Source organism: Sphingomonas faeni, from assembly GCF_023195535.1.
Taxonomy (GTDB): domain Bacteria; phylum Pseudomonadota; class Alphaproteobacteria; order Sphingomonadales; family Sphingomonadaceae; genus Sphingomonas; species Sphingomonas faeni_B.
In genome coordinates this window covers 472,448-497,902 of the sequence record NZ_JALPNF010000001.1, presented here as the reverse complement: position 1 = coordinate 497,902, position 25,455 = coordinate 472,448, and the positions used below count along the sequence as shown (strand labels likewise).

The window sequence follows — 25,455 nt, the reverse complement described above, 5'->3', positions numbered from 1 at the left end:
GGAACAAGTCCGGGGTGACGGAGGAGTGCGCTACCCATGCCTCACTTCGATCTCGTCGAAGCGTTTCCAGCGGTAGATCGCGAAGCTCAGGACCCAGCAGAGGACGAACAGGCCGATGATCGCGAAGCCGAGGCCGTTGAAGTTCTCGCCGAGTGCGGCTGCCAGATCCCAGATGCCGCCGGTCAGGCCGAGCTTTGCCCCGAGCAGCGCGAGCGTCTCGATGCCGCCGATCGCGATCGCGACGATGGCGGAGATCAGCGTGATGGTGATGTTGTAATAGAGTTTGCGGATCGGCTTCACGAACGCCCATTCGTACGCGCCGAGCATGACGACGCCGTCCGCTGTGTCGACCAACGCCATGCCGGTCGCGAACAGAACGGGGAGGACGAGCACGGTGCCGATCGACAGACCGTCGGCGGCCTGGCTCGCGGAAAGGCCGAGGATCGCGACTTCGGTGGCGGTGTCGAAGCCGAGGCCGAACAGGAAGCCGAGCGGGGCCATGTGCCAGCTTCGGGTCACCAGCCGGAACATCGGGCGGAACAGCCGCGCGAGCAGGCCGCGACTGCCGAGCAGCAGGTCGAGGTCCTCCTCGACATAGGTGCCGCCGCCGCGGACGTGGCCGAAGGTGCGCCAGACCGAGCGCAGGATGATGAGGTTCATCGCGGCGATCGTGAAGAGGAACAGCGCGGAGATCATCGTCGCGACCACGCCGCCGACCTGCTTGAACGCCTCGAAATGCGACAGCGCACTGGCGGTGAGCGCGATCGCGACGGCGGCGATGAGCACGATCCCGGAATGGCCGATCGCGAACCAGAAGCCGACCGCGATCGGGCGCTGGCCGTCCTGCATGAGTTTGCGGGTCACGTTGTCGATCGCGGCGATGTGGTCCGCATCGACTGCGTGGCGCAGGCCCAATCCCCAGGCCAGCAAGGCCGTGCCGAGCATGAGCGGTTGCGCGTGGAACAGCGAGAACGCCCAGCCCCAGGCGGCGATATTGGCCGCGACCAGACCGGCGAACAGCCAGCCGATGCGCTTGCGGGTCGAAACCCGTGCCGGTCTTTCGAGTGTTGAAGTCGTCATGCACAAACCCCGCAGCGTCCGACTAGGACCGGGGCCTGCCGCGAACGGCCGGGACATACGACGACCGGACGCCATGAGCGGCCGACGCACGACGCCGATGCGGCCCCCGCCACATGGTCGTCGCTCAGCCAGTGTCACGCAGGCGGCGTTCACCGTGCCTCGGCCACCCCCTGGACCGGGACAAGAGCGACCAGACGCCGGCAGGTCTCCTGGCTCGCGGGTCAAGGCTCTGCGCACCGCCTTCCCAGGTCGAGACCCAGTGGCTGCCCTCGCGAAAAGGGCTCGTGCGCGTCGCTCGCCGCTTACAGTTGCAGGGACAGCCGCGGCATAGGACGGCGAACCGTCCGCACCGCATTCCCAATCAAGCCCTTCCGGGCACCGACGCGATCTAGCGAGCAATCGGTCGAACCGGCCGCTCGAGTGTCGTGCTAGCCGGGTTCGTGCCGGGTGCCAATCGTCCTTCGCGGATGTCGCCGCCGTTGCCAGCGGAACACGCCCGTCACGAAGAGCGCGATCGGGACGATCCCGGCGATCAAGGCGAGGATACGCCCGGCCAGCTCGAACGCCTCGCCGCCGTGCAACGGATGGAGCCAGTTCATCACGACGTCGCCGCTTGTCTCGGCAAGGCCGTCGCGGGTCGCGAGGATGGCGCCGGTATAGGGATCGAGCCAAACGTTGGTGCGCGGAAAGCGGCGGCTTGGCTCGCCGTCCTGCGCGAGATTGATCCGCGTGGTGCCGGTCGGGGAGGCGGGGGTTTCGATCCAGGCGAGTGCGGCACCGGGAAAGCGGTGCTCGGCGACAGTGACCAGCCGATCGACCGACAAAGGCTTGCCGCGCGCGATGACCGCTAGCGGCGGCATGCGGTAGAGCGGTGAGACGCGGGTGACTACGGAGCGCGTCTGGTCGGGGAGGTCGAGCATCACCCCGGTCGCGGTGACGACGAGCAGCAGGATCGCGCCGGCCAGGCCGATCAGCTTGTGCCAGTCGTAGAGCCGGCGAATGGCGGCGGCGTCGCGCTTGAAGCGGAGTGCGCGCCACCAGCCGCCGGGGCGCGGCCACCATGCCCAGATCCCGCTGGCGATCATCAGCAGCATGACGATCCCCGCGATCCCCATGACGATGCCGCCGGGTTTTTCCAGCAGCAGCCGGTAATGCAGGTCGTAGATCCAGGTGACGATGGTATCGCCCCAGAAGCCGGTGCGGATCGTCGTCAGCCGGACCGGGTCGATCCAGGCGAGCAGGGGCGCGAAGTCGCGACCGGCGGTTTCCTTCGGCCGGTAATAGCGGACCGAGATCGCGCCGCCGTCCGTCGTGACCTCGATCCGCCATGCGCCGGTGCGGGCGGGATGCTCGCGGTGGAGCGTGTCGACGACCGCCTGCCACGATACCGGCCGGGCGCCGTCCGGCACTGCGCGCAACGCCGGGCTGAGCGCTGCGTCGATCTCCGGATAGAAGACCAGGATGCTGCCGGTCAGCCCGGCGAACGCGAACAGCGCGCCGATCGACAGCCCCAGCCAGAGGTGGATACGCCGCACGATCACGCGCAGCGGCGGCCGGCGTGGCATCAGAGCGTCAACCGGACCGCGCCGAACAGCGATCGTGGATCCGCCGGCGCATGAAGCCGCTGCGTGCCATCGTACCAGACATATTCGTACCGCGTGTTGGCGAGGTTCTTCAGTTGCCCGGAAATCTCGATCCTCGGCGTCAGCTTGTACGCCACGTCCGCGTTGAGCACGACGTAATCGCCGTATCGCCCCTGCGTATTGGCGGGGTTGAGTTCGTAACTCGACTGACCGTTGCCCCATAACGACAGCCGGAGCCTCGGATTGGGCGTGACGTCGAGCCCGCCCGAGAAGACGTTCTGCGGGACGTGGTCGATCGCGTTGCCGGCCTGCGACGGGGTGGTCGGGTCGGGCGTGACGATCCGCGCGGTCTGGTGCGAATAGCTGCCCCAGAGCGCGACGGTGCGGACCGGCTTCACGTCGAGCTGCAGATCGATGCCGCGCCGCCGCGTGCGGCCGAGATTGTCGACATCGCCCGACGGATCGTTCAGCCGCCGCTTCAGTTCGCCGCTCGCGGTCTGTTGCCACAGCGCGACGCGCGCTTCGAGCCAGCGGCCGCGGGTCAGCTTCAGGCCCGCCTCATAGCCTTCGTTGATCGAAGGCGAGACGTCGGTGGTTCGCGGCGCCACCAGATACGCACCCGAGCCCGCGCCAATCTGGAACGTGCGGCCGTAATTGGCATAGGCGGTCACGCCGGTCACGGGCGTGATCGCGATGCTCAGCTTGGGCTGGCTGATCGTGCCGTAGTCGTTGATCGGCGCGGTCGTGCCCGCCAGGCGGTTGGTGAAATCGCCGGTGACGCGATCGAGCCGCCAAGCGGGCGTGATCTTGAGCCAGTCGGTCGGCTCGATCACCGCCTGGAGATAGCCGCCATAGACGGTCAGCCCGAAATCCTGGTCGCGCGTCTGGCTGGTGAGCGTCCGGCGGTCGGTCAGCCAGCGCAGGCTTTTGTTGTCCTGCACCTGCACGTCGCCGCCCGCCTCGATCATCAGGCCGTGGAGGAAGTCGACCCGGGGATGGTAATGCAGCGCGGCGGTCGCGCCATATTGCCATTCCTCGGTCGACCGCCGCTGTTGCGGGACGCTGGCCGAGAAGCGGACATAGCGATCGTCGCGCAGGCTGTTGGCATAGCCCTTGGCGCTGAACGCAAGCGTGTCGGAGAGGTCGGAATCGAGATGCAGGCTGTATTGGCCGATCTTTCGCGTGCCGCCGTCGGAATCCGAGACCGCGTAGGAGCGGGTGCGGTCGGTATAGGCGTCGGCGTCGGTCAGATAGCCGGGTTCGTCGGCGGTCGCGGTCGAGTAGCGGACGATCGTGCCCAGGCGGGTCGTCCCGAAATCATAGAACCATTTGCCCGCCACGTTGAAGCGGTCGAGATCGGCATGGTCGCGATACGCATCGGTCCGACGGTATCCGACCAAATAGTTCTGGCTGAAGCCGCCGCGGTCGACCCCGGCGGAGACCTGTCCGTCGATCGTCCCGAACGCGCCGCCGATCAGTCGTGCGTCGAGGTAGGTGCCGCCGATCCGCGTCAGGATGTTGGCGCTGCCGGCGATCGCGTTCAGCCCCCAGCGCGGATCGGCGGTGCCGCGGACCAGTTCGATTCCGGCGATATCGAGCGGCGGGACGATGTCGATCCCGGTCATCCCCCCGGCATTGTCGTTGCTGGGGATGCCGTCGATCATCAGCTTGACCGCGTTGATCTCGCCTTCGCCGTTGAACCCGCGGATCGAGAAGCGGCCCGAGGTGGTGCCTTGGTTGAAGTCGGTCAGCACGACGCCGGGCAGCCGGGCGAACAGCTCCCACGTATTGTCGACCGACTGGCGCTGCGCGATGTCGCCGCCGAGGATGTCGACCGACGTAAGGATCGTCTCGGTCGACCGCGCCATGCTCCGCGCGGTGACGACGACCTCGCCGATCGTGAAGCGCGTGTCGGTCTCGGTAGGGGCGGGGGTAGGGGCGGTTGTCTGAGCGACCGCGGGAGGTGCGACAAGGCAGGCGGGAACGGCGAGGACGACGGCCATCGCTGCCCCGAATGGAGGCGGAGTACGGAACATATGCAGGAGCCTTCGACAGGCGCGCGACCGTGACGGCGCGCGCCGACAAATGTGGCGAGCCGCGTCCATCGGGACGGACGGCTCGGATCAGATGGTCGAGAGGACTATGGGTGGGCCGCGTAAAGGCGGGCGCAGATAGGACGCGCGGGCTGGCACCAATCGGCGGACGGGGCGGACGCCGATCGCCATGACGAACGCAATCGCCGCCACCAGCAGGGTCGCGTCGACACCCGCGAGCGCCTGCGCCGAGAGCCCGGAGAACGCGCAGGGCATCTCCATCTTGCCGTGGCTGGTGGAGGGATCCTGCTCCGGCATGACATGGCCAGACATGGCGTGATCGCCCATGACCATGTCCGGCGACGGAGCGTTCGATGCGCCAATTGTAGAATGGGCAGCCATCGACGGGGCGACACCCGAGCACAGGATGATCGCGACGCGGCCGCCTTCGCCGGAGATCATGTAGCCCGATGGCACCAGCAGCTTCAGCGCCAGCGCCGCCACGCACAGCCATCCCATCAGCAGCGGGCGGGACAGGATAAGGCGGCGCAAGGCTAACACGCCGTACCGGTAGACGGCATGCCCATTGCTGTCACTGTGACATCCTGTCCACGCGATCGGAAGCAATTGGGGCTGGCGACCCGGCCCGGAATTCTTTCGCATGCGTGGACCCAGGCTCTCGCAGCGTTCGTTAACTACCCAGAACTCCGACTAATAACCAAGGATTTGCAATGAGCGACCCCGCAGAGCGCAATCCCGGCAATGGTGGCGAAACCCATCAGCGCGCCGGTGGCGACGTGCCCGTGCTCACGACCAACCACGGCGTGCCCGTCTCCGACAACCAGAACAGCCTGAAGTCCGGCGCGCGTGGTCCAACGCTGCTCGAGGACTTCGTGCTGCGCGAGAAGATCTTCCACTTCGATCACGAGCGGATCCCCGAGCGTATCGTCCACGCGCGCGGCTCGGGCGCGCACGGTTATTTCGAGGCGACCGACGACATCTCGGACCTGACCAAGGCGGCGGTGTTCAAGAAGGGCACCAAGACCGAGCTGTTCACGCGCTTCTCGACGGTCGCCGGTGGCGCCGGTTCGGTCGACACCCCGCGCGACGTGCGCGGCTTCGCCGTCAAATTCTACACGACCGAGGGCAATTGGGATCTCGTTGGCAACAACATCCCGGTGTTCTTCATCCAGGACGCGATCAAGTTCCCCGACCTGATCCATTCGGTGAAGATGGAGGCCGATCGCGCCTATCCGCAAGCCGGCTCGGCGCATGACACGTTCTGGGACTGGGCGTCGCTGACCCCGGAATCGACGCACATGCAGATGTGGGCGATGTCCGACCGCACGCTGCCGCGCTCGTTGCGGATGATGGAAGGCTTCGGCGTCCACACCTTCCAGCTGGTCAACGACGAGGGCAAGTCGAGCTTCGTGAAGTTCCACTGGAAGCCCAAGCTCGGGCTCCAGTCGACGATCTGGGACGAGACGCTCAAGCTTCAGGCGGCAGACAACGACTATCACCGTCGCGACCTGTGGGAAGCGATCGATACCGGCGACTTCCCCGAGTGGGAGCTGGGCATCCAGGTGTTCGACAAGGCATTCGCCGAGGCGCAGCCCTATGACGTGCTCGATTCGACCAAGCTGATCCCGGAGGAGGACGTCCCCGTCCGGATTATCGGCCGGATGGTGCTCGACCGTAACGTCGACAATTTCTTCGCGGAAACCGAGCAGGTCGCGTTCCTGCCGACCAACATCGTGCCGGGGATCGATTTCTCGAACGATCCGCTGCTCCAGGGTCGTCTGTTCAGCTATCTCGATACGCAGAAGTCGCGTCTTGGGACGACCAACTTCCACCAAATTCCCGTCAACGCACCACGTAACGACGCGCAGAATTTCCAGCGCGACGGGATGATGCAGACCAAGGTGCCGAAGGGCCGGGCGAACTATGAGCCAAACAGCCTGTCGGTGGTCGGCGAGGATGGTGGTCCGCGCGAGTCGCCGAACGGCTTCGTGACGACGACCAATCCGACCGGGGCGGACGAGCAAGGCGAAAAGCTGCGGATGCGCGCCGAACTGTTCGGCGATCATTACAGCCAGGCGCGGCTGTTCTGGGTGTCGGCAACGGACAACGAGAAGGCGCATATCGCGTCGGCATTCACGTTCGAGCTGTCGAAGGTCGGCCTCGCGCATGTCCAGGAGCGCACCGTCGCCAACCTGCGCAACGTGAACGAGGAACTGGCCAAGCGCGTTGCCGATGGTCTTGGGATCGATCTGCCCAAGGCCAATCCTGCGTTCCGGGAGCCGGTCGACATGCCCGCCAGCGATGCGCTGTCGATCCAGAAGTCGATGAAGGAGACGCTTGAGGGTCGTCAGGTCGGTATTCTGATCGCCGACGGGTCGGATGGCGCCGAGATCGATGCGGTCGTCAAGGCGGTTGAGGGTGCGGGCGGCAAGGCCTTCCTGGTCGCGCCCAAGGTCGGTGGCGCCAAGCTTGCCGATGGCAGCAAGAAGAAGGCACACGGTCAGCTCGCGGGCAGCCCGTCGCAGATCTTCGACGCGGTCGCGGTCGTGTTGTCGGCGGATGGCTGCAAGACGCTGCTCAAGGAAGGCGCCGCGGTCCAGTGGGTCATGGATGCGTTCGGCCATCTGAAGGCGGTCGCGGCCAACGCGGCGTCGAAGCCGTTGCTCGACAAGGCCGGCGTCGAGGCCGATGCCGGTGTCGTCGATCTCGGCAAGATCGCGACGGCGGGCACGAAGCGCTATTGGGACCGGGAACCCAACGTCCGCACGCTGGCCTGATCGCCAGCCGAGGACATAGACGCATGAATAAAGATCGGGGGTGCAGACGATGCGCCTCCGGTTTTTTATGATTGGGATAATCGTTACTCTGACTGCTTTGCGATCAGCCCGCGTAGGGCTTGCCGCCAGCGGGTAGGGTTGCCCCACTGGTCGCAGATCGAGCATCGGGAGACTTCGTCACGGCATTCTCCGATCGATTGCCTGCCAAGCCGGGTTACTGTCGCGGCTCGTTCGGAACGGCGCTATATCCGGCTGCGACACCGCGCTTTGGCGCCAGACCGGAGCCTATTCATCTTTCGACCCATGATCATCCTCGCCATTCTCGGCTATGGCGTCCTGCTCTTCGGGATCGCCTGGGTCGTGGACCGGCAGGGCCTGTCACAGAGACTGGGCCGGATCGCCTACCCTCTGTCGCTCGCGGTGTATTGCAGCAGCTGGACGTTCTTCGGTGGGGTCGGCACGGCGGCGACGCGGGGGTGGGATTACCTGGCCATCTATCTCGGGCCGGCGCTGGTGTTCCTGCTCGCGCCGAAGTTTCTGGCGCGGCTCGTGAGGCTCGCTCGGGAGGAGGGATCGAGTTCGATCTCCGACTTCATCTCCGCGCGCTATGGGCGCAGTCGAGGGACGGCGGCGATCGTTGCAGGGACGGCGTTGCTCGCGTCGGTGCCGTATATCGCGCTCCAGTTGCGGTCGGTGACGCTGAGCTTCGGCGCGATCGCTGGTGTCGGCAGTTCGGCGGAGGTCGGCGTGCTGGTTGCGCTGCTGCTCGCCGTGTTCGCGATCCTGTTCGGGGCGCGACGGTATGAGGTGGCGGGGCGCAACCCCGGGGTGATCGCGGCGATCGCGGCGGAGTCGTTGATCAAGCTGCTGTGCTTCGTGGTGCTCGGGGTGGTGACCGTGGCGCTGCTCGCCGACGTCCCGGCAGAGACGCTGGCGGCACCGCTGTCGCGGCTCGAGTCGGGCTTCACCTGGGGCGCGCTGACCTCCGACTTCTGGGTGCGCACCGTGTTGTCGGCGCTGGCGATCCTGTGCTTGCCGCGGCAATTCTATGTCGGGGTGATCGAGGCGCGCGGCCCCGATGCGGTGGCGCGGGCGCGCTGGCCGTTCATCGCGTACATGGTGGTGATCTCGCTGTTCGTCCTGCCGCTGGCGTTGGCAGGGATGACGCTGCTGCCGAGCGATGCCGAGCCCGATCTGTACGTGCTCGCGGTGCCGTTGCAGCAGGGCGAGAACCTCGTCGCGCTGATCGCGTTCATCGGCGGGTTCTCGGCCGCGACCGCGATGGTGGTGGTCGAGACGATCGCCCTGTCGACTATGGCGACCAACGATCTGCTCGCGCCTCTGCTGCTCCGGCGGCATGGCGAAGCGGGCGAAGGCGAGCTTGGCCGACGGATGCTGCGGGTGCGGCGGGTCATCATTGCGGCGATCGTCGCGGTCGCGCTGCTGTATGGGAGCAGTCTGGGTGCGGACCTGCCGCTGGCGTCGATCGGGTTGATCGCGTTCGCTGGCGTCGCGCAGTTCGCGCCTGCGCTGATCGCGACGGTCGGGTGGAACTTCGCCAATCATAGCGCGGCGCGGGCCGGACTGATCGGGGGTGTGGTCGTCTGGATCTACTGCCTGTTACTGCCGTCGATCGGCGAGGGTGTCGGCCCGGCCTTGGCGCACGTCACGCGCGGTTGGCTCGATCCCGATGCGTTGCTTGGCTGGCGGATCGGCTCGCCTTTAGTCAACGGCACGGTGTGGAGCCTCGGCGTCAACGTCGCGCTGATGGCCGGGCTGCACGCGCGCGAGCGGCACCGCGGCAACGCCGCGCTCGACCACGTCACGACGCTCGGCGAATTGCGGATGCTCGTCGCGCGGTTCGTCGGCGACGGCGAGGCGGAGGCGATCGGCGTGGCGTCGCCCGACCTGCGTGCGCCGATCGATGGCCCGGCGGCGCGTACCGCCGAGCGACTGATTGCGGGCGTGATCGGTGCCCCATCGGCGCGGAAGATCGTCGCGTCGAGCATTGCTGGATCCGCAATCGACGTCAGCGACGTGGTTCGCCTGCTCGACCAGCGCGGGCGCTCGCTGCGGTTCTCGCGGACGTTGCTGTCGGCGACGCTGGAGACGATCGATCCGGGGGTCAGCGTGATCGATGCGGACCTGCGGCTGGTCGCGTGGAATCCGCGCTATGTCGAGATGTTCGACTATCCCGAGGGGTATGTCGTGGTCGGTCGTTCGATCGCCGACCTGATCCGCTACAATGCCGAGCGCGAGGGGGTCGGCGATATCGCGGCGCATGTCGGTCGGCGGGTGGCGCATCTCGCGCGCGGGACGCCGCACAGTTTCGAGCGGCAGCGGCCGTCGGGGCGGTGGATCAAGATGGTCGGGCGGCCGATGCCGGGCGGCGGGTACGTGCAGAGTTTCACCGACATCACGGCGGAGAAGGAGGCGCAGGCCGATCTAGAGGCGCGCGTCGTCGCGCGGACGCAAGATCTCGCGCGGTCGAACCATATGCTGGACGAGGCGCGCGCGGTGGCGGAGACCGCGACTCGCGACAAGACGCGATTCCTGGCCGCGGCAAGCCATGATCTGTTGCAACCGTTGCATGCGGCGCGGCTGTTCTGCGCGGCGCTCGACGAGGGGAAGGCGCCGCATCAGGGCGAACTGGTGCGCGCGATCGATGGTGCGATCGGGTCGGCGGACACGTTGCTGCGCGCGCTGCTCGACGTGTCGCGGCTCGATGCGGGGGGCGTGGTGCCGAAGGTCGAGCGGTTCGCGCTGGGGGCGCTGATCGAGGAGCTGGCGGCGCAGTTCGCGCCGTTGGCCGGCGAGCGGGGGCTGGTGCTGGCGGCGCATCCGGGGGCGTTCAGCGTGGCGACGGATCGGTCGTTGCTACGGTCGATCTTGCAGAATTTCCTGTCGAACGCGGTGCGCTATTCGGCGGATGGGCGGATCTGGATCGGGGCACGGCGGCGCGGCGACGAGGTGCTAATCGAGGTGCGGGACAACGGGCCTGGGATCGCGGCTGCCGACCGCGAACGGATCTTCGAGGAGTTCGAGCGGCTGGAAAGCAAGGGGAGCGCAGGCGGCGGCGTTGGGCTTGGGCTGGCGATCGTCCGGCGGATCGCGCGTCTGCTCGGGGCGGCGGTGGAATTGCGGTCGGAGCCGGGGCGGGGGACGACGTTTGCGGTGCGCGTGCCGCTCGCGCCCGCCGGGTTGGACGTGCCGCTGCCGACGCCCTCGGCGGCGCGCGCGCTGGTGCCGGGGCTGCGGGTGCTGTGCCTCGACAATGATGCAACGATTTTGGCAGCACTCGATGCGGCGTTGCGTGCGCGGCGCTGCGTGCCGCTGCTGGCCGCGACGATCGCCGAGGCGATGGAACTGGCAACGGACGAGGAGCCGGATGTGGCGCTGGTCGACTTCCACTTGGACGAGGTGGAGGACGGGCTCGACGTGGTAGCGCGGTTGCGGGCAATGACGCCGGCGCCAGCGATCGCGCTGGTGACCGCGGACCGTGCGGTCGTTGAGGATGTGCGATGTGTGGGGCTTGTCGTGCTGACGAAGCCGGTCGTGCCGGCGGATCTGTGGCGGTTCATCGAGGAGGCCTCGGCCGCGGCAGCGCGGGGCAGTTGAACTTCCTTAATCCTCCCCCTTGCGGGGGAGGATTGAGCCACGGGCACAGCCCGTCATCCTGACGAAAGTCAGGATCCAGGGTACCGGCGGCACCGATTGTGGCTCTGGGCCCTGACATTCGTCAGGATGACGGGGCGGCAGATGGCGCGGCTAATCGGCGAAGTGGATGTCCATCGCCCGTGCCGCAAGCACCGCTTGGGTGCGGTTCTGCACCCCAAGTTTCCGGAGGATCGCAGTCATATGCCCCTTTACCGTGCCCTCCGAGATGCCGAGGTCGAACGCGACTTGCTTGTTGAGGCGACCGGCCAGGACACCGAGCAGGACTTTCAGCTCGGTCGGGGTGAGGCTGGCGACGCGGGTGGACATCTCGTCGACGGGGGCGCCTTCGGTTGGCGCGTCGCGTTCGCCAGCGAGGGCTCGCGCCACCGAGTTTTCGAGCGTGGCGAGGTCGGCGGTTTTCGAGACGAAGCCGATCGCGCCATAGGCGCGCGCGCGCGGGGCGGCTTCGGCTTCGTCGGCCGAGGAAATCACCATGATCGGCGTGTCGGGACGCTCGGCGTGGAGCAGCGCTACCCCGGCGAATCCTTCCGATCCCGGCATGCGCAGGTCGAGCAGGATTAGGTCGAGCCGCTCGGCAACGCGCACCGCGTCGACCGCCTCGCAGAGCTGCCCAGCCTCGATCACCACCGCATCGGGCGCGGCGCGGCTGACCGCCAGCTTCAGCGCCTGGCGGAACAGCGGGTGGTCGTCGGCGATAAGGATCGTGCGCGTCATGCCGGGACTGAAGTGGCCTCCTCGCGTCCTGCGATCAAGGCGTCTACCACGGCGGGATCGGCGAGCGTTGAGGTGTCGCCGAGCTGGTCGAGCTGGTTCTCGGCGATCTTGCGCAAAATTCGACGCATGATCTTGCCCGAGCGCGTCTTCGGAAGCGCGGGCGCGAACTGGAGGACGTCGGGGGTCGCGATCGGCCCGATCTCGCGGCGGACCCACTGGACGAGTTCCTTGCGCAATTCCTCGCTCGGGTCGGCGTTCGCGTTCAAGGTGACATAGGCGTAGATGCCCTGGCCCTTCACATCGTGCGGCATGCCGACGACTGCCGCCTCGGCGACCTTCGAATGCGCGACCAGCGCGCTTTCGACTTCGGCGGTGCCCATGCGGTGGCCGCTCACGTTGATGACGTCGTCGACGCGGCCTGTAATCCAGTAATAGCCGTCGTCGTCGCGGCGGCAGCCGTCGCCGGTGAAATACTTGCCGGGATAGGTCGAGAAATACGTCTGGAAAAAGCGATCGTGATCGTTCCACACGGTCCGCATCTGGCCCGGCCAGCTGTCGGCGATGACGAGATTGCCCTCGACCGCGCCGTCGAGGATTTTGCCCTCCGCGTCAACCAGTTCGGGCATCACGCCGAACAGCGGCTTGGTCGCGCTGCCCGGCTTGAGCGCGGTGGCGCCGGGCAGGGGGCTGATCATGTGCCCGCCGGTTTCGGTCTGCCACCAGGTGTCGACGATCGGGCAGCGGCCGTCGCCGACGACGTTATGATACCAGTTCCACGCCTCGGGATTGATCGGTTCGCCGACCGAGCCGAGCAGGCGGAGCGACTTGCGGCTGGTGCGCGTCACCCAGTCGTCGCCCTCGCGCATCAGCGACCGGAGCGCGGTCGGCGCGGTGTAGAGGATGTTTACCTGGTATTTGTCGACGATCTGCCAGAACCGGCTGTGATCGGGATAGTTCGGCACGCCCTCGAACATCACCGTCGTCGCCCCATTCGCGAGCGCACCGTACAGCGAATAGGTGTGCCCCGTGACCCAGCCGACATCGGCCGCACACCAGAAGATCTCGCCTGGCCGGTAATTAAACACATATTCATGCGTCATCGACGCCCATACCAGATAGCCGCCGCTGGTGTGGAGCACGCCCTTGGGTTGGCCGGTCGAGCCACTGGTGTAGAGGATGAACAGCGGGTCCTCCGCGTTCATTGGTTCGGGGGCGCAGTCGGTCGACTGGTCGGCGACACAGTCGTGATACCAATAGTCGCGACCCTCGGTCATCGTGACTTGTCCGCCGGTGCGACGGACGACGATAACCGCCTCGACCGCGAGATCGCCGTGGTCGAGCGCGGCGTCGACATTGGCCTTGAGCGGCACGGTCTTGCCACCGCGAAGCCCCTCGTCGGCGGTGATGACGATGCGGCTGTCGCAGTCGTGGATGCGGTTGCACAGGCTCTCGGGCGAGAAGCCGCCGAACACCACCGAATGGATCGCGCCGATCCGCGCGCAGGCGAGCATCGCGAACGCCGCCTCGGGAATCATCGGCAGGTAGATGGTGACGCGGTCGCCCTTCTCGACGCCGCGCGCCTTCAGGCAGTTGGCGAGCTTCGACACTTCGTCGCGCAGTTCGGCATAGCTGATCTTGCGGGATTCATCGGGGTTGTCGCCTTCCCACAGGATCGCGGTCGCATCGGGGCGCGCTTCGGCGTGGCGATCGACGCAGTTGGCGGCGACGTTCAGCTGTCCGTCCTCGAACCAGCGGATGTGGAAGTCGCTCTCGTCGAACGATGTATCCTTGATCTTGGTCGGTGCGACGATCCAGTCGAGGCGCTTGGCCTCCTTCGCCCAGAACGCGTCGGGATCGGTCGCGGCCTCGGCATACATCCGGTCATAGGCGGCGGCATCGATCAGGGCGTCGTTCGCCCATTCTGCGGGGACGGGATAGCTGGCCTCGGTCATCTGGCTCTCCTTTTGCCGCGCTGTACGCGGTCGCGTTCGGGCGATCATCCCGCACCAAAGTAAGGGATGGCCCAGCGTTCGCAATGCGCCATGATCACGACGCTCATTCCACGCGTAAGACCAGTGGAAGAGCGCGGAGACGGGGATGACACCGATGGCATTCAAGACGAGGCTGGCCTTGACCGCGTTGCTTAGCGGAACTGCGCTGGTACCGGGTATGGCGCAGGCGCAGACGGCACGCGAGATCGAGCTCGAGACACGGCTGAAGATGCTCGAAGCGGCGGTACAGGATCTGCGCGGCGAGTTGAACGCGGCACGCGCGACGTCTGCGGCGCCGATCGCCTTGACCTCAACGAACGCGGCTCCGACGAGCGCGCCTCCCATGACCGCGTCTTCGATGAGCGCGGCACCCGCGTCGCTAGGCCGATCGCCCGGCGCGACCAATGTGGCCGAGGCCAGGCCTGTCGCGACGAAGTCGGCACCGACCGACGGTTTTCGCGTCGGGAACACCACGGTCAAGCTGGGCGGCTTCGTTCGCCTCAACCTCATTGCCAGCCGCTACAGCGATGGCGAGGTCGCGGTCGGCGGGCTGGGCAAGGAGTTCTTCCTGCCGCAGCAGATACCGGTCGGCGGCGGGTTCTCCAGCCAGGATCTGCTGCTTTCCGCGCGCCAGACCCGCCTGCAGTTCAGCACGGCGACCCCGATGAACGGCACTGAAATCAAGACGCTGGTGGAGTTCGATTTCGCGCTCGCGACGGCGCCGGTCGGGGCGCAGCGCGCGACCAATCCCTACACGCCCACCTTCCGCCGTGGCTTCATCGAATATGGCAATTTGCTGGTCGGGCAGGAATGGTCGACCTTCCAGAACATCGCGGTGCTGCCCGAGACGACCGATTTCGTCGGTCCGCTCGATGGCACGGTGTTCAATCGCCAGGCGCTGGTCCGTTATTCCATCCCCTTGCGACCCGGGCTGACGTTGCAGATCGCGGCCGAGAACCCCGAAACGGAAACCGCGCTGCCGGCCAACGCGGCGCTGGTCGACACGGATGACGATCGCCTGCCCGACGTGGTGGCACGCGTGAACTGGAAGCCGACATTCGGCGATTTCGCGCTGGCCGGCATCGCGCGCGAACTGCGCACCGATACGCTGGGCAGTGGCGATACCGCCTTCGGCTGGGGCGTTTCCGGGTCCGGCAAGATTCCGATCGGCAAGCGTCACGACCTGCGCTTCATGGCGACCTACGGGCAAGGCATCGGCCGCTACCTGGGATTGGGATACGTCCCCGACGCGATCTACGGCGGCACCGCGACCCGGCTTGAGCGGATCGACAATTTCGCGGCCTTTGCGGCGTTCCGTATCGGCTGGACCGATGCGATCCACTCGACCCTCATGGGCAGCTATCAATCGGCCGATTATCCGGCCGGCGTGATCGTCACGGGACTGGCCAATGCCAAGTCCTATGGCGGCGCAGGCAACCTGTTCTGGTCGCCGGGCAAGGGCTTCGACATCGGCGTGGAATATCGCCACGCCGTCCGCGAACTGGTCTCGGGTGACACCGGCGCGCTCGACCGCTTGGAATTCGCCTTCAAATACGGGTTCTGATTGCCCGACCCTCCACAATCCCGACGCTCCACCTAAGAGGATACCGCCATGGCAACGACAACCGGGGACGCATCGCCCCTTGGTCACGTGAAGCAGAGCCAGCCGTTGATCATCATCGCATCCTCATTGGGTGCGGTGTTCGAATGGTATGATTTCTATCTCTACGGCCTGCTCGCGACGATCATCACCGCGCAGTTCTTCTCGGGCGTCAACGAGACGACCGGGTTCATCTTCGCGCTGGCGGCCTTCGCTGCCGGGTTCGCGGTGCGGCCGTTCGGTGCGCTGGTGTTCGGGCGGATCGGCGATGTCGTCGGGCGCAAGAACACCTTCCTCGTGACGATGGCGATCATGGGGCTTTCGACGTTCCTGGTCGGCCTGCTCCCCAGCTACGCCTCGGTCGGCGTCGCCGCACCGATCGCGCTCGTCGTGCTGCGCCTGTTGCAGGGCCTCGCGCTCGGCGGCGAGTACGGCGGTGCCGCGACCTATGTCGCCGAGCATGCGCCCGACAAGAAGCGCGGGCTGTTCACCAGCTTCATCCAGACGACCGCCTCGCTCGGCCTGTTCGCGGCGCTGCTGATCGTGATCGGCGTCCGCACTCTGGTGGGCGAAGAGGCGTTTGCCGCCTGGGGCTGGCGGATTCCGTTCATCGTCTCGATCGCGTTGCTGGCGGTGTCCTTGTGGATCCGCATGCAGCTCGAAGAGAGCCCGGTGTTCCAGAAGATGAAGGACGAGGGCAAGACCTCGAAGGCGCCGCTGACCGAGGCGTTCGGGCAATGGAGCAACCTCAAGGTCGTGCTGATCGCGCTGTTCGGTGCGGTCGTCGGCCAGGGCGTCGTGTTCTACACCAGCCAGTTCTACGCGCTGTTCTTCCTCGAGAAGAATCTCCGCGTCGACGGGCCGACCACCAATATCCTGATCGCGATCGCACTGTTGATCGCCACGCCCGCGTTCATCTTCTTCGGCTGGCTGTCGGACAAGATCGGGCGGAAGTGGATCATCCTGACCGGCTGCGCGCTCGCCGCGCTGACCTACATGCCATTGTTCCATGCGCTGTCTAAGGCGGCCAATCCGGCGCTCTATGCGGCACAGGCCAATTCGCCGGTGACCGTGGTGGCTAACCCCGATGAGTGTTCGGTGCAGTTCGATCCGGTCGGCAAGAACAAGTTCGACAGCAGCTCGTGCGACATCGCCAAGTCGTACCTCGCAAAGGCGGGCATCTCGTACACCAACGTGATCGCACCCGGCGGCACCGTCGCACAGATCAACATCGGCGGCGCGACCATTCCAGTCGTCAACCCGGCGGTGGTTTCGGGGCCCGAAAAGGCGGCGGCGATCAAGACGTTCGGTACCGAAGTGAAGACCGCTCTTACCGCGGTCGGCTACCCTGAAAAGGCGGACCCGGCGCAGATCAACAAGCCGCTGGTCGTTGCGATCCTCGTCATCCTGGTGCTGTACGTGACGATGGTCTACGGCCCGATCGCGGCGCTGCTAGTCGAGCTGTTCCCGACCAAGATCCGCTACACGTCTATGTCGCTGCCCTATCATATCGGCAATGGCTGGTTCGGCGGGTTCCTGCCCACCGCGGCGTTCGCGATGGTCGCGGCGACCGGGGATATCTACTACGGGCTCTGGTACCCGATCGTCGCCTGCGCGGTGACGGCGCTGGTGGGCCTCGTGTTCCTGCCCGAGACGTTCCGCCGGTCGCTCCACAGCTGAGCGACAGTACCACGTAATGCCTTACCGGCCCCGAAGCGCATCCGGCGTGCTTCGGGGCCCTTTTTTTGGCCGTTAGGCGGTGCGCCGAGATGGCGTCGCTGGAACGCCTTGGAACCGTCCATGGCCCGCCACGAACTCGGCATGGCCCGGCAGTGCCTGCGCGCTGCGTAAGGTCGCGGCGCGGATCTGGCAGATCGCCTCCGCCACGCGGTCCGCATCGAGCGCGTCGACGATCGGATCATAGCCGGTCGGGATCACGTTCTGGCCGAGCAGCACCTGCACCCAGCTGGAAATCCCAAACAGTTCGTCGTCGTAGCGGAAGACGCGGCCCTTTTCGCGGAACAGCGCGATCTTGCGCGTCAGGCTGTCGGGGATCGGCATCGTCCGGACATGTCGCCAGAATGCGGAATCGTCGCGCCGGGTGGCGTGGTAGTGCAGGATGATGAAGTCGCGGACCGAGGTGTAGGCGTCGCCCATCAGGCGGTTATACTCGTCGCGCTCGACGTCGGCAAAACCGCGGTCGGGGAACAGCGCGAACAGCTTCGAGATGCCGGTCTGGATCAGGTGGATGCTGGTCGATTCGAGCGGTTCGAGAAACCCGCCGGCAAGCCCCAGTGCGACCACGTTGCCCTGCCACAGCTTTTCCCGGCGACCTGCCTTGAACCGCAACTGGCGCGGCTCGGCGGTCGGTCTGGAATCGAGGTTCGCGAGCAACGTAGCGGTAGCCTCGTCATCCGAGATGTGCGCGCTGGAATAGACATGCCCGTTGCCGGTGCGGTGTTGCAGGGGAATGCGCCATTGCCAGCCGGCAGTGCGTGCGATCGCCCGTGTATACGGCAGCAGCGGCGTACTCGGTTCGGTTGGTACCGCGACCGCGCGATCGCACGGCAGCCAGTGCGACCAGTCCTCGAACGGCACGCCCATCGTTTCGCCGAGCAGGAGGCTGCGAAATCCCGAGCAGTCGATGAAGAGGTCGCCGTCGACCGATCGTCCATCCTCCAGCCGGACCGCGCTGACATGACCGGTGTCGGCATGGCGATCGGTGCCGGTGATACGCCCCTCGATCCGGGTAACCCCACCCGCCTCGGCGCGGCGGCGCAGGAACGCGGCATAGAAGCCGGCGTCGAAATGATAGGCGTAGGCGAGCGGTTGCTGGCCGTTGGGGAGGCCGAACTTGTGCAGATACGCGGCGACCGCGGAGGGCGCATACGCATCGAGGCCGCCGATGCCGGGTCGATCCCGCAGTTTCAGCCAGAGCTGGTGGAACGCCAGCCCCTGGATATCGCGGCCATGACCGCCGAACGCGTGCATGTAGCGATCCTGGCCGGTATCCCAGCCGACGAATTCGATTCCGAGCTTGAAGGTGGCACCGGTGGCGCGGAGGAAGTCGCGTTCGTCGACGCCGATGAGCGCGTTGAATCCCAAAATCGGCGGGATCGTCGCTTCGCCGACGCCGACAGTGCCGATCGCGTCGGACTCGATCAGGACGATCTGGCGCTGGCCATCGTCGAGATAGCGCGCAGCGGCGGCGGCGGCCATCCAGCCGGCGGTGCCGCCGCCGACGATCACGACCTTGCGGATCGGGCCAGGGTTCGGGTCGGTCATCGCGCACGCTCCAGTTGCGCGAGATAGGCGGGGTAGGGCGGCAGCCGCGCAGGCAGCGCGGCGGTCGCGTCGGCAAGCCGCCTCAGCGTCGCGGCAATCGGCTCGGGCGGGCTGGCCGACGCGATCGGGTCGGCGATGCGGGGGACCATGCCGAGCCCCAGCAGCAGGCCGTGCCAGTCGTCCTTGTCGAAGCTCTCGTCCTCGTAGAACGGCAGGCGACCGCGGTGCGCGAACTGCTCCAGCGTGTGCGCAAGGCTGTCGGGGCGGGCCAGGCGTGACGCCCTTTTCCAGAATGGCCCCCGCGTTCGTCCGGTCGGCAGATAATGCGCGGCCTGGAAGTCGCGGACGCGCGCGGCCTGGCGGTAACTGCGCTGGTTATATTCGGCGAGTTCGGTCGGCGCGCAATCGCGACCCGGCAGCAGGTCGATCGCGCGCAGAATGGCAGCGTGGGCGAGGTGCAGGTTGGCGTTGGCGAGCGGATCGAGCATGACCGCAGCGTCGCCCAGCGCGAGGACGTTGTGCTTCCAGGGTTCGGTACGGACGCCCGGCGCAATCGGAACGATCGTTTCACCTGCGCTCAGGATGCGGCGCGCGCTCGAATCCGACGTCTGATCGGCAGCAAAGGCCAGCCCGATCAAGGTCCGGTCGCGCAGGGGACTTTCAAACCGCCAGCCTGCGGGCATCGCGACCATTCCATCGGTGGGCGTAGGGGGCTGCGCAAGCGCCGTCCCCAGCAACAGTCGATCGACCGGAAGCCAGGACCGCCAATCCTCCCACTGCGTATCCAGCGCTGCGCGCAGCGGTGCGGCCGGGCCCGAACAGTCGAGATACAGATCGGCGACGACCCGGCGGCCGTCCGCGAGCGCCAGCGCCGAGACCCGCCCGTCTTCACCGCGCTCGACACCTGCAAGGGCGCCTGGAACCGGGACGATGCCGATATGGCGGGCAAGCGCGCGGAGCAGATCGCGGTAGCGGGGCGGATCGAGCCGTAGCGCAAAGTCGAAGCCCGAGATCGGCGAGGTCGGGTCGTCGGACGGATGGACGAATTTCTCGGCGGCGGCGAGGACCGCGGGCACCGAGAAGGCATCGAACGCCGCGACCTTGCCGTTGCGCCGCACGTTCAGCCAATGCTGGTAGAACGCGCCGGGTGCGATCGTCCCGCCGCGCTCGCCATGCGCCAGCACGACCGGCGTCCCGTCGGCGCTCCAGTCCGACAGCCGCGTGCCAAGCCGGTGCGTGGCACCTGCCGCGAGAAGATCGCGTTCGCGCAGCCCGATCCGGTCGTGGAATTCGGCGATCGTAGGCAGGGTGCCGGGGAGGCGATCCGTCAGCGCTGCGGGGCTTTCGGGAGTCTCGATCAGCGTCACGGCCAGCCCTGGCAGCGCACGCGCGAACGCGATCGCCGCGGACAGACCGACGATCCCGGCGCCGAGCACGGCAATGCTCGCGATCGGCGTTCGGCTCGTCACGCGGCGATCGTCGCGTTGCGTCGCGCGATGAACGCGGCATGGTCGGGCATCGCGGTGGCGGTGGCGGCGACATGATCGCGCAGGCTGGCGACCGCGCGATCGAGCCCGTCGAGTCCGGGGCGATCGGCGCGCTGGTCCCAAGCCTGCGGGATGATCCCCTGGCCGAGATAGACCGCGATCCAGCTCGGTTCGAGGAACAGCCCCTCGCCATACTGAGTCACGCGACCGGCGCGGCGGAACAGCTCCATCTTCTCGGCGAGCGTATCGGGGACCGCCATCGTCCGGACATGGTTCCAGAAGTCCGAATCGTCGCGCCTGGTGGCGTGATAATGCAGGATCAGGAAGTCGCGGATGCGGTCATATTCCATATCGACCATGCGGTTATACTCGGCGCGGTCGGTAGCGGAGATCCCCGCCGCCGCGGTATTTTGCGGGAACAGCTCGATCAGCTGCGTGATCGCCATCTGCGCGAGGTAGATGCTGGTCGATTCGAGCGGTTCGAGGAACCCCGAGGCGAGCCCGACCGCGACGACGTTGCCGACCCAGCTGTTGCGGCGGCGACCGGCGCGGAATTTGAGGAAGCGCGGGTCGGCAAGCGGCGCGCCCTCGACCGACGCGACCAACGCGTCCGCGGCCGCCTGGTCCGATATATGCGCGCTGGAATAGACATAGCCATTGCCGACACGGTGCTGGAGCGGGATCCGCCACTGCCACCCGGCCGATTTCGCCGTTGCTCTCGTATAGGGCTCGATCGGTCCCTCGGGCGACGTGCACGGCATCGCGACGGCACGATCGCAGGGAAGCCAGCGCGACCAGTCCTCCCACGGCTCGGCCATCGTGTCACCGAGCAGCAGACTGCGAAAGCCGGAACAGTCGACGAACAGGTCGCCCTCGATCGTTTCTCCCGAATCCAGGCGGAGCGCCCGGACGTCGCCGCTCACCGCGTCCTGTTCGACCGACACGATCCGCGCTTCGGTGCGGCGCGCGCCGTGCGCTTCGGCAAAGCGGCGCAGATAGGGACCGAACAGCGTCGCATCGAACTGATAGGCATAGCCAAAGCTCGAGGCGAGGTCGTCCGCCGGACCGTCGGGGATCGCGAACCGGTGATTCTTGGCGGCGGCGACCGCGACCGAATAGTCGCCGATCGGTCCGGCGCGTCCCTCGGCGGCGAGGCGCAGCCAGTAGTGATGGAAGCCGACATCGTCGAGCGGCCGACCGAACGTCCCGAACGGGTGGATATAGCTTTCGCCGATCGCACCGAAATCGCGGAAGTCGATGCCGAGTTTGAAGGTCGCATGCGTGGCGCGCATGAAGTCCGCCTCGTCGAGACCGAGCCGCTCCACGAACGCGCGGATATGCGGCAGGGTCGCCTCGCCGACGCCGACGATACCGATCTCTGCCGACTCGACCAGGTGGACCGTGCAGGCTGTCGGCAACAGCCGGACCAACGCCGCCGCCGTCATCCACCCCGCCGTCCCGCCGCCGACTACCACGACCCGCGTTGGCACCCTCTGCATCTCCGCCATCATCCTCTCACCAGCGCCGTTTACACAGCCTCTTATCATTTAGGACCGGTCCGAGCCTGTTACACTTTAGCAACACCTCCGCAATGTCCGACATATCTGTCTTTCAAATTGTCTTATTCATCTTGTGGTCCGTAATTTTGCTGCCTAACACCTTGGTAAGGCGAACGAAGGACGTTCGTCGATCTGGGGAAGCGCGATTAGATCGTCTGCTCGATGAGCGGCGGCGATAGCGCTGAAGGATGCTTAGGGGGTTATCATGGCTGGTGTTGCATCATCGCGGGCTATCGCTCGCGCGTCGCGTCTTGTCGGCGCAAGCGTTTCGGTTATCGCAATCGCCGTGATGGCGCCGTCTGCGTTCGCGCAGGTCGCCGATCCCGCCGCATCCGATCCTCAGGCGGTTCCGGCCCCCGCCGGCACGGGCGTCGCCAGCACGACGTCGGGCTCGGCCAGCCTGGATTCGGCGACAGCGGGTACGGCGCCGGGTTCGGCGAGCAACACCACGGGCACGTCGGGCGCGTCGCAGGACGCCGGCAACCCGACCCCCGATCCCGAGCGTGAAGAGATCGTCGTCACCGGCATTCGCCAGAGCCTGGCGAATGCGCAGAACATCAAGCGTAACTCGGACACGGTCGTCGACGCGATCACCGCGGAAGATATCGGCGCGCTCCCCGACCGGTCGGTCAACGAAGCGCTGCAGCGCGTGCCAGGCGTGTCGATCAGCCGCTTCGCAGCGCCCAGCGACTCCGCGCATTACTCGGCGCAAGGCTCGGGCGTCGTGATCCGCGGTCTCAGCTACGTGCGTGGCGAGTTCAACGGACGTGATGCGTTTGCAGCAGGCGGCGGTCGCGAGATCGGCTTCAACGACATCCCGGCGGAAATCGTCGGTTCGGTCGAGGTGTTCAAGAACCTCACCGCCGATCTCGTCGAGGGCGGCATCGCCGGCACCGTCAACATCAACACGCGCAAGCCGTTCGATTCGAAGAAGGACCTGCTGTTCCTGTCGGCGGGCATGAACCTCGGCGATCTGGCAAAGCGCGGCGCGCCGCAGTTCGTCGGGCTCGTCTCGAAGCAGTTCGACCTGGGCAGTGCAGGCCGGTTCGGGATCCTCGCCAGCGGCACTTACCAGAAGCTCTACAGCCGTTCGGACTCGGTGTTCGTCTCGTCGATGCTGCCGCGCTACAACGACGACACGAACGGCAACGGTGTCCAGGATGCCGGCGAAGGCCGCGTGTTGAACGCGGGAACGCCGTTCCAGTCGACGTTGTTCGATACCTTCCCGCTGCCGGCCGGGCGCAACGTCGTTTACGCTCCATTGGGTGCGGGCTCGCGTTCGCAGGATTTCAACCGTACGCGCATCGGCTATTCTGGGGCGGCACAGTATGAGACCGCTTCGGGCAATTTGCTGATCACCGGGCAGTTCGTACGCGCCGAGTCGACCGACGACTGGCTCGAGCATACGGTCGAGCCGAACGTGTATTACGGCGATGTCAACACCGTCTTCCCGGTCGGTGGTTCGGATTTCACCTATGACGAAGACGGCGTCTTCACGAGCGGTACGCTCGGCAAGCGCAGCGGGCAGGTATTCGGCAACAATCCCGCCGGCTGCGGCACCAACGCCGATGGTTCGCTGGTAACCTATTGCCCGCTGACCCAGTTCGCGCCGAACGGCGTGTTCACGACCGAATCCAACCGTCACTTCTTTTCGAAGTCGATTTCGCAGGATCAGTCGATCAACATCAAGTTCGAGCCGATCGATCGCCTCCACCTGAACTTCGACGGTCAGTATGCGACGTCGAAGGTGAAGGTACGCGACGACATCCTCGACACCGCGACGTTCAGCCAGACCGCCATCGACCTGCGTGGCGGCATCCCGCAGATCACGTCGATCACGCCGGGCTTCGACACGACCAGCTATTTCGCCAACCCCAACTCGATCTATTTCCGCGACGCCTTCAATGGCCGCCAGGACAATAAGGGCCACGAGCTGGCGTTCCGCGGCGATGCGCAGTTCGATGTCAGCGACACCGCGTTCCTGCGCAACGTCCGGGTCGGCGGTCGGTACGCCGATCGCAAGCAGACGGTGAAGGCGGTCGACTACAACAACTGGGGCTATCTGTCGGAGACCTGGGCGGCGAACGGTCCCGTGACCTACGCCGCGCTCGAGCAGAACGAGCAGAGCCTGCACAACTTCACCAACTTCTTCCGCGGAAAGACCAACACGCCGCCGAGCGCGACGTTCGTCGCCGACGACATTCTGCGCGATCACGATGCGTTCACCGATCTGCTGCGCAAGATCACGGCGCTCGGCGGTGGCACCTACACGCCCGCGGAGGATCGTAAGACCTCGGACGGCAGCGCGCTGATCGACGGTGCCTATCTGCCGAACGAAGTGTATCGGAACCGCGAGCAGACCATGGCCGCCTATGCCCGCGCCGATTTCGGCGTCGAGGATTTTGGGAACGGCATGAGCCTGACGGGCAATGTCGGCCTGCGTTTCGTGCGCACGAAGGACAATTCGGACGGCGCGATCACCTTCCCGCAGCAGAATACGATCTTCGATCCAAGCAATCTGCCCGCCAACCCCAATGGCGGCACCTATCCGGCGACGCTGGCCGGCTTCTGTCAGTCGCAGCGCGACGTGCCGCCGACATCGGGATCGATCAACCCGATCTGCACCGTGCCGGCAGCGCAGCAGGCCGCGATCCTTGCCTATGCCAATGGATCGTCGACGCCCGATATCGCCAAGCAAAAGTTCAACTTCTGGTTGCCGAGCGCGAACGTGAAGCTTCAGGTGACGCCGACCCTGCTGTTCCGTGCGGCAGGCTCGAAGGCGATCTCGCGACCCAATTTCGGCGATCTGCGCAACTATGTCGGCGTCGGCGCGTCGGGCGGCAATACGGCCGGTAACTTCCAGTTCGCCGCGCAGTCGCGCAATCCGTTCCTGCGTCCGGTCGAGGCGCTCCAGTTCGACCTGACCAGCGAATGGTATTTCTCGAAGGTCGGCTCGCTGACCGCGACGGTGTTCCACAAGACGCTGTCGAACATCATCGTCGACAATCTCGGCTACACCCGCACGCTGACCAACAACGGCCAGACGTTCGACGTGCAGGTCAGCGGCCCCGCAAACGTCGACGGCAAGTCGCGGATCAAGGGTGCGGAAATCGCGTACCAGCAGACCTTCGACTTCCTGCCCGGCGCGCTCGGCGGCCTCGGCCTGCAGGCGAACTACACCTATGTGAAGGCGGGCAAGATCCCCAACCCGATCCCCGCCAACGGCGCCGCGGATGGCAGCCGTCCACCGCAGGACGTCGCCGGTCTGTACGATAACCTGCCGTTGCAGGGCCTGTCGAAGCATACCGTCAACCTCGCCGGCTTCTACGACAAGGGTCCGTTCTATGCCCGCGTCGCGTATAGCTGGCGGTCGAAGTTCCTGCTGACCAACCGCGATTGCTGCTTCCCGTTCCTGCCGGTCTACGCACTGCCGACCGGACAGCTCGATGCCTCGGCGTTCGTGACGGTGAACGAGCATTTCAAGCTCGGCGTGACCGCGTCGAACCTGCTCGACGAGACGACCAAGACCAACTTCCTGCTGAACGGTGCAGGGCTGGAAGCGCCGCGAAGCTTCTTCAAGAACGACCGGTCGTACACGCTCTCGGCGCGCATGACCTTCTGAGGTAGCGCGACGGAAGGCCGGGGAT

At 66.2% G+C, this 25,455-nt stretch carries 14 protein-coding genes and 1 riboswitch; of the genes, 5 read left to right on the top strand and 9 right to left on the bottom strand.

Annotated features, from left to right (window positions below; translation table 11 throughout):
- Positions 1–30: 30 nt before the first annotated feature.
- From SPHN_RS01995 to SPHN_RS01980, 4 genes are all read right to left on the bottom strand, one after another.
- Positions 31–1,080, bottom strand: a complete 1,050-nt coding sequence (locus SPHN_RS01995) for a HoxN/HupN/NixA family nickel/cobalt transporter (protein ID WP_248520800.1) — start codon at positions 1,078–1,080, stop codon at positions 31–33.
- Between the two features lie 182 nt (positions 1,081–1,262).
- Positions 1,263–1,478, bottom strand: a riboswitch (cobalamin riboswitch).
- A 30-nt stretch (positions 1,479–1,508) separates the two neighbouring features.
- Positions 1,509–2,645 carry a PepSY-associated TM helix domain-containing protein gene (locus SPHN_RS01990; protein WP_248520799.1) on the bottom strand — a complete coding sequence of 379 codons (1,137 nt, stop codon included), beginning with the start codon at positions 2,643–2,645 and terminating at the stop codon, positions 1,509–1,511.
- Complete coding sequence (locus tag SPHN_RS01985) at positions 2,645–4,699, bottom strand: TonB-dependent receptor (RefSeq protein ID WP_248520798.1); 2,055 nt, start codon at positions 4,697–4,699, stop codon at positions 2,645–2,647. Before SPHN_RS01985 ends, SPHN_RS01990 begins: the two co-directional genes overlap by 1 nt.
- 87 nt (positions 4,700–4,786) lie before the next feature.
- Positions 4,787–5,248, bottom strand: a complete 462-nt coding sequence (locus tag SPHN_RS01980; protein WP_248520797.1) for a hypothetical protein — start codon at positions 5,246–5,248, stop codon at positions 4,787–4,789.
- A gap of 179 nt (positions 5,249–5,427) precedes the next feature.
- Here SPHN_RS01980 and SPHN_RS01975 point away from each other — a divergent pair, with 179 nt between their 5' ends.
- Together SPHN_RS01975 and SPHN_RS01970 are read left to right on the top strand one after the other, a co-directional pair.
- On the top strand, positions 5,428–7,494 hold the full coding sequence (locus SPHN_RS01975; protein ID WP_248520796.1) for a catalase: 2,067 nt from the start codon (positions 5,428–5,430) through the stop codon (positions 7,492–7,494).
- A 303-nt stretch (positions 7,495–7,797) separates the two neighbouring features.
- The gene (locus SPHN_RS01970) at positions 7,798–11,112 is read left to right on the top strand and encodes a PAS-domain containing protein (RefSeq protein WP_248520795.1); all 3,315 of its coding nucleotides are present in this window, start codon (positions 7,798–7,800) and stop codon (positions 11,110–11,112) included.
- A gap of 150 nt (positions 11,113–11,262) precedes the next feature.
- Here SPHN_RS01970 and SPHN_RS01965 read toward each other — a convergent pair whose 3' ends face one another.
- Both SPHN_RS01965 and acs read right to left on the bottom strand, forming a co-directional pair.
- Entirely contained in the window at positions 11,263–11,886 is a 624-nt protein-coding gene (locus SPHN_RS01965) for a response regulator transcription factor (protein ID WP_248520794.1), read from the bottom strand.
- Positions 11,883–13,838, bottom strand: coding sequence for an acetate--CoA ligase (gene acs, locus SPHN_RS01960; protein ID WP_248520793.1), 1,956 nt, complete (start codon positions 13,836–13,838; stop codon positions 11,883–11,885). Before acs ends, SPHN_RS01965 begins: the two co-directional genes overlap by 4 nt.
- Positions 13,839–13,992: 154 nt before the next feature.
- Here acs and SPHN_RS01955 point away from each other — a divergent pair, with 154 nt between their 5' ends.
- Positions 13,993–15,441, top strand: coding sequence for a DcaP family trimeric outer membrane transporter (locus tag SPHN_RS01955; RefSeq protein WP_349238448.1), 1,449 nt, complete (start codon positions 13,993–13,995; stop codon positions 15,439–15,441).
- Positions 15,442–15,489: 48 nt separating this feature from the next.
- On the top strand, positions 15,490–17,157 hold the full coding sequence (locus SPHN_RS01950) for an MFS transporter (protein ID WP_248520791.1): 1,668 nt from the start codon (positions 15,490–15,492) through the stop codon (positions 17,155–17,157).
- 72 nt (positions 17,158–17,229) lie between these two features.
- On the opposite strand, the gene SPHN_RS01945 is transcribed toward SPHN_RS01950, so the two are convergent.
- From SPHN_RS01945 to SPHN_RS01935, 3 genes are read right to left on the bottom strand one after another with little or no spacing between them, the layout of a single operon-like run.
- Complete coding sequence (locus tag SPHN_RS01945; protein ID WP_248520790.1) at positions 17,230–18,762, bottom strand: tryptophan halogenase family protein; 1,533 nt, start codon at positions 18,760–18,762, stop codon at positions 17,230–17,232.
- Entirely contained in the window at positions 18,759–20,231 is a 1,473-nt protein-coding gene (locus SPHN_RS01940) for a tryptophan 7-halogenase (RefSeq protein ID WP_248520789.1), read from the bottom strand. The genes SPHN_RS01945 and SPHN_RS01940 overlap by 4 nt, the downstream gene beginning before the upstream one ends.
- On the bottom strand, positions 20,228–21,748 hold the full coding sequence (locus tag SPHN_RS01935; RefSeq protein WP_248520788.1) for a tryptophan halogenase family protein: 1,521 nt from the start codon (positions 21,746–21,748) through the stop codon (positions 20,228–20,230). The genes SPHN_RS01940 and SPHN_RS01935 overlap by 4 nt, the downstream gene beginning before the upstream one ends.
- A gap of 265 nt (positions 21,749–22,013) precedes the next feature.
- Between SPHN_RS01935 and SPHN_RS01930 the strand changes: the two genes are divergently transcribed.
- Positions 22,014–25,430, top strand: a complete 3,417-nt coding sequence (locus SPHN_RS01930; RefSeq protein WP_248520787.1) for a TonB-dependent receptor — start codon at positions 22,014–22,016, stop codon at positions 25,428–25,430.
- Positions 25,431–25,455 lie beyond the last annotated feature (25 nt).

Coding starts and splice junctions, on each gene's coding strand:
- SPHN_RS01955 (WP_349238448.1), top strand. CDS start 13,993: ATGGCATTCAAGACGAGGCTGGCCTTGACCGCGTTGCTTAGCGGAACT.
- SPHN_RS01935 (WP_248520788.1), bottom strand. CDS start 21,748: ATGCAGAGGGTGCCAACGCGGGTCGTGGTAGTCGGCGGCGGGACGGCG.
- SPHN_RS01985 (WP_248520798.1), bottom strand. CDS start 4,699: ATGTTCCGTACTCCGCCTCCATTCGGGGCAGCGATGGCCGTCGTCCTC.
- acs (WP_248520793.1), bottom strand. CDS start 13,838: ATGACCGAGGCCAGCTATCCCGTCCCCGCAGAATGGGCGAACGACGCC.
- SPHN_RS01965 (WP_248520794.1), bottom strand. CDS start 11,886: ATGACGCGCACGATCCTTATCGCCGACGACCACCCGCTGTTCCGCCAG.
- SPHN_RS01990 (WP_248520799.1), bottom strand. CDS start 2,645: ATGCCACGCCGGCCGCCGCTGCGCGTGATCGTGCGGCGTATCCACCTC.
- SPHN_RS01970 (WP_248520795.1), top strand. CDS start 7,798: ATGATCATCCTCGCCATTCTCGGCTATGGCGTCCTGCTCTTCGGGATC.
- SPHN_RS01930 (WP_248520787.1), top strand. CDS start 22,014: ATGGCTGGTGTTGCATCATCGCGGGCTATCGCTCGCGCGTCGCGTCTT.
- SPHN_RS01945 (WP_248520790.1), bottom strand. CDS start 18,762: ATGACCGACCCGAACCCTGGCCCGATCCGCAAGGTCGTGATCGTCGGC.
- SPHN_RS01950 (WP_248520791.1), top strand. CDS start 15,490: ATGGCAACGACAACCGGGGACGCATCGCCCCTTGGTCACGTGAAGCAG.
- SPHN_RS01995 (WP_248520800.1), bottom strand. CDS start 1,080: ATGACGACTTCAACACTCGAAAGACCGGCACGGGTTTCGACCCGCAAG.
- SPHN_RS01975 (WP_248520796.1), top strand. CDS start 5,428: ATGAGCGACCCCGCAGAGCGCAATCCCGGCAATGGTGGCGAAACCCAT.